Source organism: Bifidobacterium simiiventris (assembly GCF_019331715.1).
Lineage (GTDB): Bacteria > Actinomycetota > Actinomycetes > Actinomycetales > Bifidobacteriaceae > Bifidobacterium > Bifidobacterium simiiventris.
Window position 1 is genome coordinate 51,105 of the sequence record NZ_JAHBBG010000006.1, and the last position, 17,809, is coordinate 68,913.

The window sequence follows — 17,809 nt, forward strand, 5'->3', positions numbered from 1 at the left end:
CGGCTGCGCTCACAGGCGGGAGAGGATCTCCTGCTGCTTGGCGGCGAACTGGTCGTCGGAGATCAGCTTGAGATCATGCAGCTGCTTGAGCTTGGTGAGCGCCTCGACCGGGTCGGCGGGGGCCGCGGCCTGGGTGGGCGCGGCGGCCGACTCCGCGGCAGGTGCCGGTTCGGGCTGCGACTGCGCGGCACCGGCCGCCGCGACCTGTTGCGCCGCCTGCGCGGCCGCGGCCTGCACCGCCTGTTCCGCCGAAGGCTGTGCCGGAGCCACGGGCGAGCCGGATGCCGCGAAATCAGTGTCGCTCATCGACTCTCTGATCGCCTTGCCGAGGCTGCGCGCGATCGTGCCGGCCGCGTGCACGCCCACGCCGACACCGATGCCGCCGCTGAGCAGGTCGGAGCCGGTGCCCTTGTTGTCGGCGGCCGTATGCAGCACGTCCATCGTCCGCTTCTGCTGGTAGGTGTAGGCGCGCTGCTGCTGGTCATACGCCATCGCATCGGTGTGCGCCATCGACGAGCGGGAGTCCAGGTTCGCCTGGTACAGGCCGCTTTCCGCGTTCGAGGCCTTGTCCTCGTATGCCTGCGCCCGACGGTTGTATACCCGGTATTCCTCGCTGCCCTTATCGACGACGATCGCGTCGGTGACGAAATCGAGGATGCGCAGGCCGTACCGCTGCTCGAACTCGCCGAACACGTTCGCAGCCGCCAGCTGGCGCAGGATCTCGTCGTTGATCTGCGCGGTGTGGCTGTCGATCTGGTTGATCGGAAGGTTGAGCACGGTGAATGCCTTGCTGATCTGGTCGCGAATGATCATGTTCACTCGTTGACGGACGAGATCAGCCACTTTCGATCGCGTGACCTCATCGTGACCGGACACGAACTGCTCGAAGAACGCCTGCAGGTGATCGCTGTTGCGCTGCTGCGTCTGCGGATCGTCGCCATGGTCATATGCCAGTGCGATCGAATATCGCCCGTGCGCGCCGGCCGGGATCGACAGGCCGGTCGAACGGGCGCTCACCGTGCCCGGCACCGGGATCTGGATCGGGTCGGACGTGCCCCACTGCATACCGGTCTGGTCGAACACATTGATGAAATACAGCATGGAAGAGTACGGATCGACGCCGCCAGTGAACATCTTGGTCACGCCGGTGAGGAACGGCGTGCTCTGTCCGGCCACCGTATGGCGGCCTTCGGCGTAGGTCTGCGCGATGCGCCCCGACCGGACGAACACCGCGAGCTGATGCGGCATCACGTCGAGCTTGGTGCCGGGCTTGAGCGCGGTGTTCGGATGCTTCCAGGCGAAGACCTTGTTCTGATCGCCGCCTTCGTAACGCACGATATCGATCAGGTGTAACGGCATGTGTCGATCCCCCTTTGGTGACTCTTCTCCACTAGACACGATCATCGTACGTCGGCCGCGTAACGACCGGCCGCTCCCCATCGCAATATGAATCGGCGCACGCTCGCGGAATTCGCAGCACCGACGTTCACGGAACCGGCACGGGTTTCCCACGCCGTTCCCAGCCAAACGGCACGTTCCGCCGAGATTCGCATTGTTATATGTAACCACGACCGCAAGGTCGTATATAACTGAAAACCTTCTTCTTCTCTTCCTCTCTCACAAAAGCCCGGTTCCCCTGCCGGGCTTTTTCCTTTTATGCGCCGCGCACGGGCCGACGGGCACGGGCAAAAGCACCCGCCACGCCGATTTGGGATTGTCTGGCGGAAGTGTGTATCTTAGTGCTGTTGCCCCTCTAGCTCAACGGTTAGAGCAGCGTCCTTTTAAGTCGTGGGTTTTTCGGGGATTAAACGTACTGCCCCGACCCGCTTCACGGATTAAATTTGAACGGCTCCCGGTCATGGAAAGCGTGTTTCCATGTCTCGGACCAGTGCCTCCGCCGCGTGCGCGTTGTCGCCGGTGTTTGCCGTTGACGGCTTCGCCGATGCTTCGCGCGTCCTGTTCGGGCGTGGTGTCGTTCCTCAGTCCCATGATACCCGTTTTCTGCTGGTTCCCGCCGCGAACCGTGACACGAGCGTGCCTGAGCAAGGCGCGGCGGGCGAACGCGAGCTGCGCCGTGACGGCGTGACCACGCGCCGCGTGCGCATGCTGATGGGTGAGCCGAATTATGTGAGCTACGCGGCGCTTGCCCGTATCATGCGACTGTCGAAGTCGTCGGTGACGGGCAAGCTCAACGGCGACATCAACTGGACGCTGCCCGACATCAGGCGCATCGCGTCGCATTTCCGCGTTTCCAGCGACTGGCTGCTCGGCCTGTCCGACGATCCCGTTCCTTCGATGGCGAAGGAGGTGGTCGCCTTCACATAGAAGAAGCCCTCTCCTTGCGGGAGAGGGCCAGGTCCGTTCGGGATCCGTGGAGGCGGCCGGTCAAAACCGTTTCCCGGATTCCAATCAAAGTAACCAAGAAAGCCTGAATTTTGTGAAGAGAAAGGAAGGCTTTCGCGGTGCAGACAGAGATTGGATTCTTATGTCTTACAAGCAGGATTGTATACCCGCGCACGTGACCGTCATCGCGTGCGGAAGCCCGGAAAACCACGGTTTTGAGGGAAAGTCTTATATCACGGTTTCACCGTATCTCGACGAATCGGTCAGCCGCGCTGACCGGTTGCGGCGTGCCGTGGCCGCGCATCCGGCGGGAGGTGAACGCCGATGAGCATCCAGGCATTGAGCCGCGTGTTCACGCTCAAGCGGCTGATCGAGGACCCGTACGCCCAGCTCGTGCTCATCAACCTCGCCGACAACGCCGACGAGCACGGTCGCAACTCCTTCCCCGGCATCAAGAAGATGGCCAGGAACTCGTGCATGTGCGAACGGTCGGTGCAGCGCAAGCTGCGCTGGCTGGAGGAGAACGGCTTCATCCGCAAGTCGGAAGCCACGGAGGTGATCCAGTACCTGCCCGAGTACAAGCGGCCGACCGTATGGGAGATCTGCATGGACCGCGACGAGACGCTGCCCGCGCCGACGGACCGCAAGCCGCGCACGTCGTGCAGAGGCGGGAGCCAGATGGAGGAAGCGGACGACACCGAGCAGGATGCCGACTCCGGTGCATGCGAAGCGCCCGGTGCATCACAGTCACCGGGTGCAGGAAAAACACCGGGTGGAAGCAAGACGCCCGATGCACTGCGAGTCACCAGCCCGGTGACCGTGCAGTCACCCAAACCATCCTATGAACCTATTACCCCTCTGTCCCCTAAAGGGGACATCTCCCCACGGGGAGACTCAGCCGGGAACAGCACAACCACCATCAGCCAATCGTCCGACGCACCGGACCGCGACGACGAACCGAACCAAGATTTCGGCTTCACCAGCGAAAACCATCAGTCGGACGGGACGTTCGTCGGCGACAATGTCTCCGCGTCCGATTGCGACGCGCTGCTGGAACGGTTCGCCGAACTGCTCGCCGGCGAACAGGTGTGGGCCAAGCCGCCACGGGCGCGCGACCAGCGGGCCGCGGCGAAATTGCTCTCGGAGCACAGCCAGATGGAGATTCTGGAGCTGGTGCTGTGGACCGCCAAGAATCCGTTCTGGCGTCCGAAAATGCTGAGCATGTCCGAGTTCGCCCGACGTTGGGAACGCCTGTGGCAGGAACGGCGCAGCGAGATCGAACAGCGACGGATCAGGGTCAAACGCATCAAGGCGGGGACCATGCCGGCGAAAGACGAGGAGGAGAAAGACCCTCATGCGGCGGTGCTGGTCTCGTGCGAAACCGTCACGCAGTGCCCGGTCTTCGGCTACTCGTCGTTCCAGCACGGCAGGTCGAACAGTCGAATCGCGTTCGCGCAGAACCATCTCAACGGCTCCATCCGACGGGACAAGTGCCCGGTGTGCGCGTACGACGAACGCAATCTGGCGCTGCACGGCAACACGCGCACCGCGGAAGCCGTCAAGCGGGCACGGGTCGAGGCCGACGAGCAGACGAAACGCTGGAAGGAACACCTGCGGCAGAAGGAAGAGAAACTGGCAGCGTTCGACCGGATGCTGAGCATGGAACGGAGCGCATGATGGACGGGTTCCGCCCCACCGGCAAGCCGGCCGGCAAACCAGCACGAGCTACGGGCGGCGACGAGTGGATACACACGTCGATGCTGCCGCCCGGCGGCCTGTGCGCGCAGGCGCAGCTCGACCTGTACGACATGATCTGGATGGAACTCGACGCCGCCGGCGACTCACGCCCCGACCAAATGCTGCGCGGCGCAGCCAAACGCCTGTGCGCGCAATGCCCAATGCTCATGCCGTGCCTGGCCCGCAGCCTGCTGCGCCCGGTCACGCACGGCATCCTCGGCGGCATGACCTACAAGGAACGCCAGTACGCGATGCGCGTCGTCATCGTCCACGACGTCCTGCCCGGCCGCAAGGCCGCGGATCTCGCCCAACCGTACCGGCGGCTGCTCGACTGGCTTGACGCCCACCCCGAAATCCACAGCATCGTACGTAACCGGCGACGCAACGAACGCGCACGCAAAACCGGCAACGGCGAACCGCTCGGACGGCCACGCAGGCTCACCCGGCTCGAACCCGGCGAACGCGATCCGCCGGAGACGCCCGACGAACAGGCGCAGCCGGACACATCCGCAAAGAAATAAAGAAACAAAGAAAAACACAAATACAAACAAAAACAAAGGGAGACCGTCATGAGAATCGCCATCGCCAACGCGAAGGGCGGGGTCGGCAAAACCACCATCGCGCAATACCTGTGCCACGCGCTCGTCCGCGATGGGCAGCATGTCACGCTTCTGGACGCCGACCCGCAGTACTCCGCGACCCTGTGGGACAGAATCGCCAACCTCAACAACGAAACGCTGCCGTTCAACGTACGGGCCGCCACCGGCGACGAACTCGCCGCAATCCGCACCGCGCCGGGAGAATGGCTCGTCATCGACGCGCCGCCCACGCACGCAGGCCTCAAAACCGCGCTCGACACGGCCGACTTCGTGATCGTGCCCACCACCGAATCTCCCGTCGACCTGCAGCAAGCATGGGCGACCGTCAACGCGGCCGGACGCACGCCCGCCGCCGTACTGCTCAACCGCGTCGAAACGAATACGGTCGCGTTCCGGCAGGCCATGCACGCGCTCGAAACACAGGACACGCCACGCTTCGACACGATCGTGCCCAAACGGCAGGAGATCAAGACCAGCTTCGGCCGCCGCCCGGCCAAACTCTGGGAGTACGGCCTCGTCCTGCACGAGCTGAGACGGGCGGTCGGACGATGAAAGGGAACCTGAGCTATCTGCCCGCCGAACGCGAGATCACGTCGGTCGACGACATCTACCGCGAGGAACCGGCCAACGACCCCTACATGGTCACCAGCATCAAGATCCGCACCTCGCTGCGCAACCGCATCAAAGCGGCCGCCGGCATCAAGGGCATCCGCATGCAGGACCTCGTCGCCCAAGCCCTCGCCGAATACCTCGACCGGCACGAGTGAGCAAGCGAATGAGTAAGCAAGGACAGCATGCGGAAGCTGAAGTGCGGCATGTTGCCGACGATTTGCTCTTTGCGATGGGAGATGTTTCTCGTACACTGGTGTGCAGCAATGGTATGGAAGTGGCTTGTGGCGGCGTGGCTTGCGCCGCCACAATGTCGTCTGTTCTGTTCCGGATAGGAAGGAGGTGTGTCATGGACGACGAGGATTTTAGCTTCAAGCTGGATTGCGCGCCGGATGCCGTAACCCCGAAAGCATTGGGGCAGGCTGTGTCCGTATTCAACAAAATGCTGGCTGTGGCGAATGCGTCCGACTGGCGCATCTCCCGTATGGAATTGCACAGCATTGATCTTGCGGCGGAGCCCGTAGTCGTGGACGAGGCCACGGAACGGTCGTTTGCCACTCTGGGTGTGATCGCGCGCCTTGCCGCAAGCGATACCGTCAGCCGGGAAAAGATATCCCGATTCTCGGGAGTATTGTCGTCCCTGAATGACTTGGCCAAGGAGACCGGAGCGGATGTCACGATTGCTTCGCGTGGCGTAGCGGGCACCTTCACACCCGCGACGCTTACGGATCTCAACCGGTTGTTGATTCGCGGCGCTCGTCGTTCGTTTGGTCATGTGCGCGGCAATGTGGATAAGATCATCCTGCAGACTACGCATCGTACGCTTGGCCTTATCGACCGTGTCACTCAGAGTCGTATCGATGTCAGGTTCGGACCGGAGCTGGACTCGATCGTGAAACAGATTCAGATGGGCATGGAGGTCGATGCGCGAGGGTTTGTCCGGGCCAATGATGGCGAGCTGCTGTCGATGGATGCGGAGGAACTGATAATCGTCCGCGGAGAACATCATCCGTTGGTCACGGCCGAAGACTTGGAAGGGACGATCGGCTTGGATTGCACCGGCGGACTTGGATCCGTTGATTTCGTATCCGCCTTGCGGGATAACGCTATCGACGACACCGCGGATGGAGGTGAACGGTGAGCGACAACGAGGTTCCGCAGAACTATCCCAAGCGCGCCGTGGTAGACACGAATGTGATCGTCAATGTGGCGCTCGGCTCGGAGGATACGACCGACCCGTCGTATCTGCCTCGATCCAAGCGTCTGCTTAATGACGGCATCGCCGGCAAGCTGGAACTGCTGCTGCCTTCGATAGTGATGATCGAACTATCCAGCAATTTCATTGTCCGTTCCGGCCAGTCCGGACAATCCCGCAGCCAGGAGCGCCGTCACAAGAAGCAACTGCTGGATTGGTGCCGCGACTGCGAACTGCTTATGGTTGATCTGACGGCAGATGCTGCCAGCTGGTTCAGTGAAACTCCCGCGTTGCAGAATCTCAGACCAGGTGATGCCGCGGTTCTTGCCAGCGCGAAATACGCACATGCCAGTCACGTCTACACATGGGATAACGGGCTCATCAATACGGTGCGCAAAGCCCGAGAGCAGGGACAGACCGACATCATCGCATGCAACCCTCCTGAACTGCCTCCGGAACAAGGCGAGCTGGAACTCACCGAGTAAGTTACTGGAGACAGGTTATCCACGCGCAGATTTCTCGCCTCATTCGTCACACGTCAAGGGAGCCGGCCAAGGTGGCCGGCTCCCTTTGCATAATCGATAATCACTGCTTGCCACGCTGGTTATGCTGGTGACCTTCCCAGAGATATTCCGCTACGTCCAGTGCCATTGCGGCTACGGCTATGACGGTGAGCAGCAGGCTTTCTCCCACGGATGTGACGAGAAGAAGAACGTAGCAGGCAAGGCGCGCGACTCGCCACCAGTTGATAGGCATGCTCCCATGCTATCGAGAAATACAAAAATAAAGAAATGCTACGAAACTACCGGCCGATAAACGGCGTCGGACGGTGACGATTATCGGCGTGGGACCACAAAGCCGTGACGGGCGGCGGCAGGATGAGGGGCGTGCGGTCGGGCCAAGGGTGGTTCGGGTAAACGTTCCGCACCTTCCCTCTCATGGTATGGCCGCGCCGTCGGGTTCTCTTCCTTTCTCTTCCCCGTCGACGCGGTTCGTACCTTGGTTCAGGGGATGCGGATAGTGAAGGACTTCGATCATGTTCTCTTCCCACAGGATCGGCCGGCTGCTGCGCGCGACGATGACGGCCGTGCTATTGCTGGCCACGGCGACGGCCGGAGGCATCGCCCATGCCGATGAGACCGGCGAGACGACGCCCGTATTGGGTGATTCGATCACGCTGAACGCCGGTCCGGGCTCGTCGCTGAATGGCGCGAACTTCAAAGTGGTCAAACTCGCCGGGTTCGCGATCCAGGGTTCCGCGGTGACGGTGCGCACCGAGGACGCGGTGCGCGGCGATGTGATCGCCTCGCTGCCGAAGGTCGGCGACGGCGAATACCCGGCCGATGCGGCCGATGCCGACGGTGGGATGCCCGGCGAGGCGGCGCGGGGCAACGATGGCGCGGCGGACACGGGTTCCGGCGGCGAGGATCCGATCGTGTGGCTGGCACGGCAGGGCGATGCGAAGGATTCCCCGGTTTGGCGGCTGTTCGCCGATCGCATGGCGGCCACCGTTTCCGTCACGGATGCGCCGGTCATGTCCGGCACGACGACGCCGACCGCCGATGGCACGATTTCCTCGGTCGTGTTCGCCGGATTGCAGCCCGGCCTGTACCTATTGGAGGATGCGAACACGGCGTTGACCGGTACCACGCGTTCGGCGCCGATACTGGTCGGCACGGCGATCACCGCCGCGAAACCGCCGATCGGCAACGCCGACGGCGCAGCCGAGATCAAGAACCAGCGCGTCACGATCGGCAAGAGCATCATCGACGGCGACGATGCGACGTTGACGGACGACCGCAATGTGGGCGACATCGTGGACTATCGTATTGAAACCCTCATCCCCGATACCACGAAATACGCGAATGATACGGCCAACCCGTACGTGTTCCGCCTGGCGGACACCCTGTCGAAAGGCCAGCGGTTCAACGATGATCTGTCCGTCACGGCCAGCAAGGACGGCCAGTCATGGAGCCCGCTCGACGGTGAAGATTACACGCTGCGGGCAAGCGAGTCCGACGGCGGCACGGCAACCACGATCGATCTCGACCTGAGCGCATGGGTTTATACGTATGGCTGTGACGGCATGGCGGGCGGTTTGCTGCGCATCGACTATTCGGCCACGCTCACCGAGCATGCGACGATCGACGGCGACGGCAACACGAACACGGTCACGCTCACGTACTCGAACGATCCGAAAACCAACCAGACTGGCGAGCTCACGCCTCCGGACACCACCGTGTACACGCACGGCTTCCAATTCGACAAGATCGGCGAGGACGGCAAGACGCCGCTTGCCGGCGCGACGTTCACGCTCTACACGGCGGACACGTTCGTGGACGACGCCAAGTACCGTCGCGCCGACCGTCCCGATGAGGACGTGACCGCCACGTCCGACCGCAACGGTCTCGTAAGGTTCGACGGTCTGGCCGCCGGCACGTACTGGGTGCGCGAAACCGGAGTGCCGGACGGCTACCGTGACCTCGACGTGCGGGTCAAGGTCACGATCACCGCGGATCCCGGTAAAGCGGCGCTGGTCGTGTTCGAACGCGTGCCCTCACTGGCCGATTCGCTCGTGCAGATCGAGAAGAACGGCCTGCTGTTCGTGCGCAACGTCACCACGATCACGAATCTGCCCTTGACTGGTAGTGGCGGCATCGTTCTGTTCCTCGTCATCGGCGGCCTGCTCGCCGCCGGCGGCGCGATCATCGCCGTCATGACCCATCGCAAGGGGCGCCTGCTCAAATAAACGCTCCACAACCGCCCCCGTTGCGCAACCCTACGGAATCGCGCGACGGGGGCTTTCGTGTTTTCTCAAGGCATACGGCACTCCAATATCCGTCCGGGACCACGGGCGGCGGGCATGGGAACGGATACTGGCTGGCGTGCGGTGGGGCGCCAATGGTGGGCTCCGGTCAAATGATCCGCACGGGCTTTCCGGTTCGTCGTTCGCCGTCGCGGGTTTCCCTCTCCCTTTTTCTCGCGGCGGCGGCCGCGGCCGGGGGCTGGCTCCTCGTGAAAGGGAGTGTTTCATATGGGCGTGTTGGGAAGGAAATGCTGTGTTGCGGCAGCCATCGCCGCGGCGGTGTGCCTGCTGGTGTCGCCGATGCTGGCGTTGGGGTCGCCGGACGGCGCAGCCGGCGCCGGAAGCGGCGGCGTGGTCGGAGGAACGGCCGGCGGGCATGGCAATACGGCGGATACGGCGTCGCTGGGCTGGTATCTGCCGAACAAGGCATGGGTGCGTATGGGCGACGACGGCGTCTGGCAGATGGTTTCCGATCCCGAGCGGGATAATCACGTCGGCGCGGACGGCATGTCGTTCCTTGACGGCGACGTGGTCGCGGCGGCGGTGAATTTCACGGTGCCGTGGTGGGATGAGCCCACCCGGTTGGAGCTGGTGGACGATTGGACGCTGGTGGACCGGTATCTCGATGTGCGGGACGTGTCCGAGGTACGCGTGTACGTGGCCGAAATGGACGAATACGACGCTCCCTCGCTGGACGGCATCAACGTGACCGGCGAGGATGTGACCGACCGTTTCGACATCGTCTCGGAGGGCATGACGGTCACGGCGAAGGCGACGACCGAGTATCTGGCGTCGCTGGACCTGAGGGAACGTCGCAAGTCGTTGCAGTTCTCGATGCTGGTGCCGTTCGACGTGAGGTTCGACGTGCGCGAGGATCTGCAGCGGGACATCGACGCGATGCGCACGCGCAGCGGGTCGATCGACAATACGTGCAGCGATGGCAAACACGAGCTGATCAACCGCGGCGGCGTGTTCTGGGCCGATCACGAGTATTGGGAGACGAACGAGCCTCGCCTGTGCATCGTGCGCCCGGAGTTCGACAAGGATGTGACCGCGAGCGAAACGGAGGGCGGCGACGGGTCGAGCATCGATGGCCACAGCGTGCTGCCCGGCCAGACGGTCACCTATGAGCTGGAATTGCAGGTGGACGCCGCATCCGACTACACGCTGCACACGCTGGAGTTCGTGGACGAGTACGACGTGCGCACGACGCCGGTCAAGGAGAGCCTGACGGTCGTCGACATGCGCGACGGCGTGACGGTGCCGGCCGAAGCGTACGACGTGGAGTGGGACGACGCCGGGCACAAACTGTCGGTCGCCTTCCGACGCGACTGGCTGGACGAGCATTGGGAACCGTACGGGAACCACCGGTATCGGTTGGAGTTCGACGCAACCGTGTCCGAGGACGCTGCCACGGACACGGTGATCTCGAACCGCGGCTGGATCACGTTGAACAATTCCGGATTGGAGTCGAACGAGGTGACGAACCGGCCGGTCGACCCGCAGCCGGTCAAGCAGGACACACAGGCGGACGCGTCGGTGGACATCGACGGCAGGACCGTGCTGGTCGGCGACCGCCTGTACTACCGGATCACGATCGACGCGGCAGGTTTGGCCGACCCGGCGTATCCGGTGCGCCGGCTGGGCGTGATCGACGACTACGACGAAACCGTGCTGGACGTGGACGAAGCCGGCATCCACGTGCTTGACGAGCAGGGCGCGGACGTGACCGACCGGGTGAACGTGCAGGTCGCCGATGGCGTCGTCTACGCGTTCTTCAAGACCGTGGACACCACGCTTGCCGACGGGACGGTGCTGCCGGGCGACCCGCAGCCCGCCGATCTGGCCGAATACGCGCGGCACGAACTGTCCGTGGAACGTGACGCGGGCATCGACCAGTCGCTGCTCGGCAAGACATACCAGCTGGTACTGCCGATGACGGTCATCGCGGCGGCGGACGGCGGCTCGGTCGAGAATACGGCCGTGCAGGTCACGAACAAGCGCCGCGCGGTGTCGAACACGGTCACGAACGTGCTCGCACAACTCGACCCGTTCAAGGACGTGACGGTCGACGTCGGCGCGGACAGCGCGGACGGCATGAGCATCTACAAGGACCAGCTGTTCCTCTACCGGCTGGATTCCTCCCTGCTGCCCGCGAACCGCGCCTACCCGCAGGTGACGCAGTGGTGTATCGACGACGATTACGACGAGTCGGGCGACGAATACGCCGGCCAGTGGGCCGTGTACGCGGCCGAGGACCTGCACGACGCGGCCGGCGGCGTGATCGCGGCGAAAGGCTCGCGCATCGCGGGCAGCGGCTTCGATTCCGCGCGATTCGGCGGCGACCTGTTCGCCTTGGACATGCGCGACGGCTCGTTCACGGTCGCAGCCACGCAACGCTATCTCGACCTGGTGTCGGCCGACGGCGCGCGGCCGCAGGCATGGCGCGCATACGTGCAGTTCCGACGGGTGAAGGCCGGCGAGTTCTCCAACACGTTCACGGAGACGCTGAATGGCGTGGAACGCCCGTCGAACACGGTGACCACGCGCACGCCCGAACGCTCCCCGTCCGTCGACGTGGAGAAGTTCGACAAAGCGTCCGGCCCGGAGACGGGCGACCGCGACGACACGAAGGACGCGTTGGAGATCACGGGCGACGGCACGGTGATCGTGTTCCGCATCACGAACACCGGCGACGTGCCCCTGACCGGTCTCGAACTGTCCGACGAGACGATTGCCGGAGACGGCACGGTCACCGACCTGAAATACCCGGGCGGCTGGGCGACGCTCGTGTTGCAGCCGGGCGAATCCGTGGACGTGACCGGCACATTGACCGGCGTCACCGACCTGCACACCGATCGCGCGACCGTACAGGCCGCGCCGGTCATCGAATGCGTGCCGAAGGACGACGACCCGTTCGACGACCGGCCCGCGCAGCCGGTCGAACCCGGCACGGTGTGCACGGACACGCCGATCACGAGCGAACCGGACGACTGGAGCGCCTACATGAAACGCATGCTGCCGCACACCGGCGTCGATCTGACCGGCGTCATGGCGGCCGGCATGCTCGTCCTGCTGATCGGGTTCGCCATGCTGCGCATCGCCCACGCGCATCGCCGGAACCCGGTTTCCAACCTCTGACTTCCGCTGCGGCCACGGCATCATCCGCATGACCGCAACGGTTCCTACGGGGATGCTGTCGACCGTCAGGCAGGGTCGGCGGCATCCCGTCGCCAAGGCCGTCCGGCTTTCGACAACACCGGACGGCCGTCCACTCACCGTTGAGTCCCATCATCGCAAAGGAGCCGTCATGGACACGATCACCACGATTCTCGAACTGCTGCAGAAGGCCGCGCTGCTGGGCGGCGGCATCTGGAGCGTATGGGGTGCGATCACCCTGGCCGGAGGTTTGAAGGACCATTCCGGCCCGCAAACCCAGTCCGGCATATGGCAGCTGGTCGGCGGCGCGGTCATCATCGCCGCGGCCGCCCTGTTCGCCAACCTCAGCTTCTGAACGCCCGTCGGCAAACGGGCGGTCGATTCGCATCGGACAGTCAAACGAGGAAGGTGAACCGGTCATGGCGGACTTGGTGGAACCGTGCGTGAACATGCTCAACGCGATCGGCGGCGGCATCGATGGCAGCATACTCGACCGGCTCGCGTTGGGACCGGCCGAGTTCAACGCGAGTCTGTACGGCATGGCGGGATCGGTGCATACGAGCGCGGTCAAACCGGTGTCCGCCACCATCGCCAGCATCGTGTTCACGCTGGAACTGGCCCGCGCGTCGACTCGCGCGGACGGCGACCGCGAACTGGGCGTGAAGATCATCGGGGGCGTGCTGCTCAAATGCGCGCTCGTGCTCCTGTTCGCGTCCAATGCGGCGCTGATCCTGCAGGGCATCGACGCGGTCGTCTCGCAGATCGTGTCCGCCGCGTCTGGTGTACTCGCTGCCGCGCCCGGCAGCGAGACGCAGCTGTTGGGCGATCAGATGCGCTCCGCGATCGAGGATGCCGGCCTCATCGGCCAGAGCGGGCTCATGGTGCTGGTGCTGATCCCGTTCATCGTCTCGCAGATCGCCGGCGTGGTGTTGCTGGCGGTCGTGTACATGCGGTTCATGCAGATCTACATGCTGACCTGTTTCGCGTCGCTGCCGGTCGTGTTCATGGCCTCGGAGCATACGCGCATGATGGGCGTCGGCTATCTGAAACGCTACGGGCAGGTCTCGTTCCAGGCGATCACCCTGACGGTCGGCGTGATCCTGTACCGCACGTTCGTCGGTGAGGCGCTGCGGCTCGACGGCTATGTGGACGGCGGCGACCTGTGGCAGTACATCATCGCGAACTTCGGCACGCTGCTGTTGGGGGCGATCATGCTTGGCTGTCTGGTCATGGTGTCCTCGGCCACCGCCAAGGCCGTGTTCGGCGAATAGACGCGAGATCAGGGAAGGCGGCGGCGATGGCGTTGGAGATCAGGATCTACAAGGAGATCACGGCCACCGAGGCGCGGGTCATGTGGGGCATGAGCTGGCGGCAGCTCGCCGCGGCCGCGATGATGGGCTGCCTGTCGGCGGGAGTGTGGCTCGTGTTCTGGCGCCTGCTCGGGCTCCCCGACATCGGCCAGTACGTGGTGTTCCTCGTGAACCTGCCGTTGGCCGCATGGGGTTGGCTGCGGCCGAAGGGACTGAAACCGGAGGTCTGGTTCGGATACGTGATCGCATGCCGGTTCGGACAGCAACGGTATTTCATCGACGGTCCCGCACGGCCTCGCCGGCGGGAGCGAAAACGGGGCAGGAAGGCCATACGCGAACGAAAGGACGGATGATCATGGCACGACGCAAACCGGCAGGCGGGCAGGGGCGCAGGATGCGCCGGCGGCGGGAGCGAGGGTATCGCACGGCGAAGGAGCTGATCGGCTACGAGGCGATGCTCTCCAACGGGATCGCGTATCTGGGCGACGCTCGGTGGAGCGTGACCGTGCGCATGTCCGACATCAACTATGAGACGGCCACGCGCGAACGGCAGGCGCAGCTCATCAACGCGTGGGCGGAGTTCCTGAACACGTTCGACGGCTCCACGCGGCTGCAGGTCACCTGCGTGACGCGCACGCTCGACGCCCATGACGTGATGTCGATGGTCGGCATGAGGCTGGACGGCGGCCCGTTCGACGCGCTGCGCGCGGAATCGAACCGCATCATGCTCGCCAAGCTCGGCGAACGCTCCCGCAACGCGGTCACCGACAAATACCTGACGGTCACGATCATGGAAGAGGATCCGGAACGCGCGCAGGCCACGCTGAACCGGCTCGTCAAATCATCCGAAAGCCAGCTTTCCACGTTGGACGGCTGCAAGATCACGCCGCTCGGCCGAGGCGAACGACTGCGCCTGCTGGCCCTGCTGCTGCGTCCGGGCGAACCGTTCCGCTACGACGACAAGCTGGTCGAATCCGGCCGCGCCACGTCGAAGGACTTCGTCGCGCCGTGGTGCGTGGACGCGACGGACGCGCGCGTGTTATGCCTGTCGAACGCCGCGGGCGACACGCTGCGCTCGACGTTGTGGATACGCGACTTCCCGCCGATCATGTCCGACCGGCTGATCGCCGAACTGACCGGCTTGAAGACCGAGGGCACGGTGTCGATTCATCTCGCGCCGTACGATCGCAGCGTCGGCGCGGAACTGGTGGACCGCAAGATCGCCGAAATGGACATGCAACGCCTAGAGGAACGCCGCAGGAACATGCGACGGCACATTCCCGCCGACGAACTGCCCGCCGACCTGCGCGACTCGTTGGAGGAGGCGCATAATCTTCGCGACGAGATGCGCCGGTCGAACGAACGGCTCGTGGAGGCGCTGGCGGCGGTCACGGTCTCGGCCCCCACGCGCCCGCTGCTCGACCAGCGGGTCAAGGACGTGCTCGCCGCCTGCCGCAAGCTCTCCTGCACGGCCGAAACCCTCGCCTGCATGCAGCTCGACGGGTTGAACGCAAGCCTGCCGTTGGGCGTGAACCCGCTGCCGATGCGACGCACGCTGACCACGAGCGGCGCCGCGATCATGATGCCTTTCACGAATCAGGAGATCATGGACGAGCAAGGCGTGTTCTATGGAGTCAACGCGCGCAGCGGCAACGCGCTCATGGTCGACCGCACCCGCACCACGATCAACGCGAACGGATTCGTGCTCGGCACCACCGGCAGCGGCAAATCGCAGGCCGCGAAGGCCGAAATGACCGCCTTGTTCCTGTCACGGCCCGACGACGATCTGATCATCGTCGACCCCGAACATGAGTACGCGCCCCTGTGCGAGGCGCTGCACGGCGCGAGGGTGATCGTCAGCGCCGGTTCCGCCGACCGCATCAACCCGATGGACATCACGCTCGACGCCACGCTGGACGGCGACCCGATCCGCACGAAGGCGAACGCGGTCATCTCCATGATCGGCGCGCTCATCGGCGGCTCCGACGGGCTGAACGCCGCGGAACGCTCCATCGTGGACCGGTGCGCGCTCGGCCTGTACCGCGAATACCGCAACAATTCGGCCCTGCCGCAGCCCACTCTGGCCGATCTGCATCGCAGGCTCGTGGCCAGCAGCGAGCCGGAGGCGCGAGGGCTGGCGTTGAGCCTCGAATCGTATACGCTCGGCAGCCTGTCGGGCTTCGCCGGCCAAACCACCGTGGACACGTCCAACCGGTTCACCGTGTTCGACGTGGCCGCGCTGGAAGGGGAGCTCAAGACGTTCGGGATGATGGTCGTGCTCGACCATCTGTGGAACCGGGTCGCCCGCAACCGGAAAGCGGACCGGCGCACCTGGATCTATGTGGACGAGTTCCACCGCATGTTCTCCAACAGGTACGCGTCCGAACAGTTCCTCGACATGTTCAAACGCGCCCGCAAATGGGGTCTCGGCATGACCGGCGTCACCCAGAACATCGAGGAACTGCTCGCCAGCAAGGAGGCGCGGTTCATGCTCGCCAACTCCGCGTTCCTGCTGCTCATGAACCAGACGCCCACCGACGCGGCGAAACTGGCCGACATGTGGCATCTGTCGCCCGAACTGAAGGAACGGTTGGGCGGCGCACGCCCCGGCGAGGGTCTGCTCAAGGCAGGCGAGGCGTTCATCCCGTTCGACGGGCGCATCCCGACCGATTCCACGCTCTACCGGCTGTTCACCACGAAATTCGGGGAGACCTGATGGTCGAACTCATGGACCCGCGGACCGGCACCGCCGGCAAACTCACCTCATACACCGGCCGCATCCGCGAAGGCGAAGGACTGACGGGCCGACTGCGCTCGACCACGGTCAGGCTCGCCGGCGACGCCGCCGCGCTCGGCCGCGGCACCATGCAAACCGCGACAGGGACGACGGACGAGCATGAGGAAAACGGTATCGACCCGGCTGACGCGATCCTTGATGTCGGGCAAGGGCTGCGTTCCGCCAGCCGGCTGGTGCCAAACACCGGCAGGAGCGGCGGGCGACGCAACCGGCGGCCTATGAGCGTGGATGAGCCATTGGACGATATCGCCGATGCCGACCCGGCTGTGGACGTCTTCGCGGAACCGGCAAACGGCAGACAGATCGTGAACGGTCCGGCTCGTCATACGCCTGTCACGTCGTCATCCAGCACGGCTCCGAATCCCGTTGCCACGCTGCGCATGCCGCCCGGCAGCACCCGCGGTGTCTCACGCCGGCTCGCGCAATCCGGAACAACAGACGGGATGCGCCGTACGGGGAACACGGCGCACGGAACGGCCGGAGGCATACGTTTCGCGTCGTCATTGTCCAGATTCACGCCCGGCTCCACGGGTTCCGCGACGCGTGGCACCAGAAATACCGCCAAGGGAGTGGCGAAGGCGGCGGACGGCTTGTCCAATCTCATGCGGGCGGCCGTCGAAGGCTCGCGCAGGATCATGGCGTCCGTCGTTTCTGCCGTGACGGGCGCGGTCGGCATGCCGGTGTTCCTATTGGCGACGGCCGCGATCATGGTGCTCGCGACGCTCATGGCACTCCTGTCATGGCTGCCCGGCTTCAACGCCACGCAGCAGGGCTGCGCCGGCGGCGACTGTTCCGTCACCGGCAGCGTGATCGGCTCGCTGGAACCGCCGTTGGTCATGAACGGCGACGATACGGCCGTGAACGTGGACGCGATGGACCTGCCCGCAATCACCTCGTACGAGCGTTGGCAGTGCACATGGTGGGCCGCGTCCCGGCGCGAGCAGATCGGCAAGCCCGTCGACCCGTGGATGGGCGACGGGCGCATGTGGCGTGCCAGCGCCGAACGGTTCGGCTATCCGATCGACAAGGCTCCCCGTCCCGGAGACGTCATGGTCTTCCAAGCGGGCACACTCGGCGCGGACGATTACTACGGGCACGTCGCCATCGTCGAGGAAGTCAACGAAGACGGCGGCATCATCATCTCCGAAAGCGGCGCCGCAGCAGCCCGCGTCACCCTGCGCACACTCACCGCGCAGCAGCTCGCGGACAACCAGGCGAACATCGACTTCATCCACTGACCGAGCCACATCACGC

Annotated in this window: 15 protein-coding genes; 14 read left to right on the plus strand and 1 reads right to left on the minus strand. The window is 64.3% G+C overall.

Annotated elements, in window-relative coordinates:
- Positions 1-9: 9 nt before the first annotated feature.
- Positions 10-1,359: an SPFH domain-containing protein gene (locus KIH76_RS07280; RefSeq protein WP_219070047.1), complete on the minus strand. Its 1,350-nt coding sequence runs from the start codon at positions 1,357-1,359 to the stop codon at positions 10-12.
- A gap of 516 nt (positions 1,360-1,875) precedes the next feature.
- Here KIH76_RS07280 and KIH76_RS07285 point away from each other — a divergent pair.
- The 14 genes from KIH76_RS07285 to KIH76_RS07350 all read left to right on the plus strand — a co-directional run bounded on the left by KIH76_RS07285 (position 1,876) and on the right by KIH76_RS07350 (position 17,793).
- Positions 1,876-2,325: a helix-turn-helix domain-containing protein gene (locus KIH76_RS07285; RefSeq protein ID WP_169171400.1), complete on the plus strand. Its 450-nt coding sequence runs from the start codon at positions 1,876-1,878 to the stop codon at positions 2,323-2,325.
- Between the two features lie 342 nt (positions 2,326-2,667).
- Complete coding sequence (locus KIH76_RS07290) at positions 2,668-4,020, plus strand: helix-turn-helix domain-containing protein (RefSeq protein ID WP_205832662.1); 1,353 nt, start codon at positions 2,668-2,670, stop codon at positions 4,018-4,020.
- On the plus strand, positions 4,017-4,601 hold the full coding sequence (locus KIH76_RS07295; RefSeq protein ID WP_169171401.1) for a WhiB family transcriptional regulator: 585 nt from the start codon (positions 4,017-4,019) through the stop codon (positions 4,599-4,601). Before KIH76_RS07290 ends, KIH76_RS07295 begins: the two co-directional genes overlap by 4 nt.
- A gap of 48 nt (positions 4,602-4,649) precedes the next feature.
- On the plus strand, positions 4,650-5,231 hold the full coding sequence (locus tag KIH76_RS07300) for a ParA family protein (RefSeq protein WP_169171402.1): 582 nt from the start codon (positions 4,650-4,652) through the stop codon (positions 5,229-5,231).
- On the plus strand, positions 5,228-5,446 hold the full coding sequence (locus KIH76_RS07305; protein ID WP_033494383.1) for a hypothetical protein: 219 nt from the start codon (positions 5,228-5,230) through the stop codon (positions 5,444-5,446). Before KIH76_RS07300 ends, KIH76_RS07305 begins: the two co-directional genes overlap by 4 nt.
- Before the next feature lie 191 nt (positions 5,447-5,637).
- On the plus strand, positions 5,638-6,429 hold the full coding sequence (locus tag KIH76_RS07310; protein ID WP_205832663.1) for a hypothetical protein: 792 nt from the start codon (positions 5,638-5,640) through the stop codon (positions 6,427-6,429).
- Positions 6,426-6,968, plus strand: a complete 543-nt coding sequence (locus KIH76_RS07315; protein ID WP_169171405.1) for a type II toxin-antitoxin system VapC family toxin — start codon at positions 6,426-6,428, stop codon at positions 6,966-6,968. The genes KIH76_RS07310 and KIH76_RS07315 overlap by 4 nt, the downstream gene beginning before the upstream one ends.
- A gap of 551 nt (positions 6,969-7,519) precedes the next feature.
- Positions 7,520-9,232, plus strand: coding sequence for a SpaH/EbpB family LPXTG-anchored major pilin (locus KIH76_RS07320; RefSeq protein WP_169171406.1), 1,713 nt, complete (start codon positions 7,520-7,522; stop codon positions 9,230-9,232).
- Positions 9,233-9,517: 285 nt separating this feature from the next.
- Entirely contained in the window at positions 9,518-12,430 is a 2,913-nt protein-coding gene (locus tag KIH76_RS07325; RefSeq protein ID WP_169171407.1) for an LPXTG cell wall anchor domain-containing protein, read from the plus strand.
- A gap of 169 nt (positions 12,431-12,599) precedes the next feature.
- The gene (locus KIH76_RS07330; RefSeq protein WP_033494380.1) at positions 12,600-12,803 is read left to right on the plus strand and encodes a hypothetical protein; all 204 of its coding nucleotides are present in this window, start codon (positions 12,600-12,602) and stop codon (positions 12,801-12,803) included.
- 64 nt (positions 12,804-12,867) lie between these two features.
- A complete protein-coding gene (locus KIH76_RS07335) occupies positions 12,868-13,719 on the plus strand; it encodes a VirB6/TrbL-like conjugal transfer protein, CD1112 family (RefSeq protein ID WP_169171408.1) in 852 nt (283 codons plus the stop codon).
- A gap of 26 nt (positions 13,720-13,745) precedes the next feature.
- A complete protein-coding gene (locus tag KIH76_RS07340) occupies positions 13,746-14,111 on the plus strand; it encodes a PrgI family protein (RefSeq protein ID WP_169171409.1) in 366 nt (121 codons plus the stop codon).
- 2 nt (positions 14,112-14,113) lie between these two features.
- The gene (locus KIH76_RS07345) at positions 14,114-16,474 is read left to right on the plus strand and encodes a VirB4-like conjugal transfer ATPase, CD1110 family (protein ID WP_169171410.1); all 2,361 of its coding nucleotides are present in this window, start codon (positions 14,114-14,116) and stop codon (positions 16,472-16,474) included.
- On the plus strand, positions 16,474-17,793 hold the full coding sequence (locus tag KIH76_RS07350; protein ID WP_169171411.1) for a CHAP domain-containing protein: 1,320 nt from the start codon (positions 16,474-16,476) through the stop codon (positions 17,791-17,793). The genes KIH76_RS07345 and KIH76_RS07350 overlap by 1 nt, the downstream gene beginning before the upstream one ends.
- Positions 17,794-17,809 lie beyond the last annotated feature (16 nt).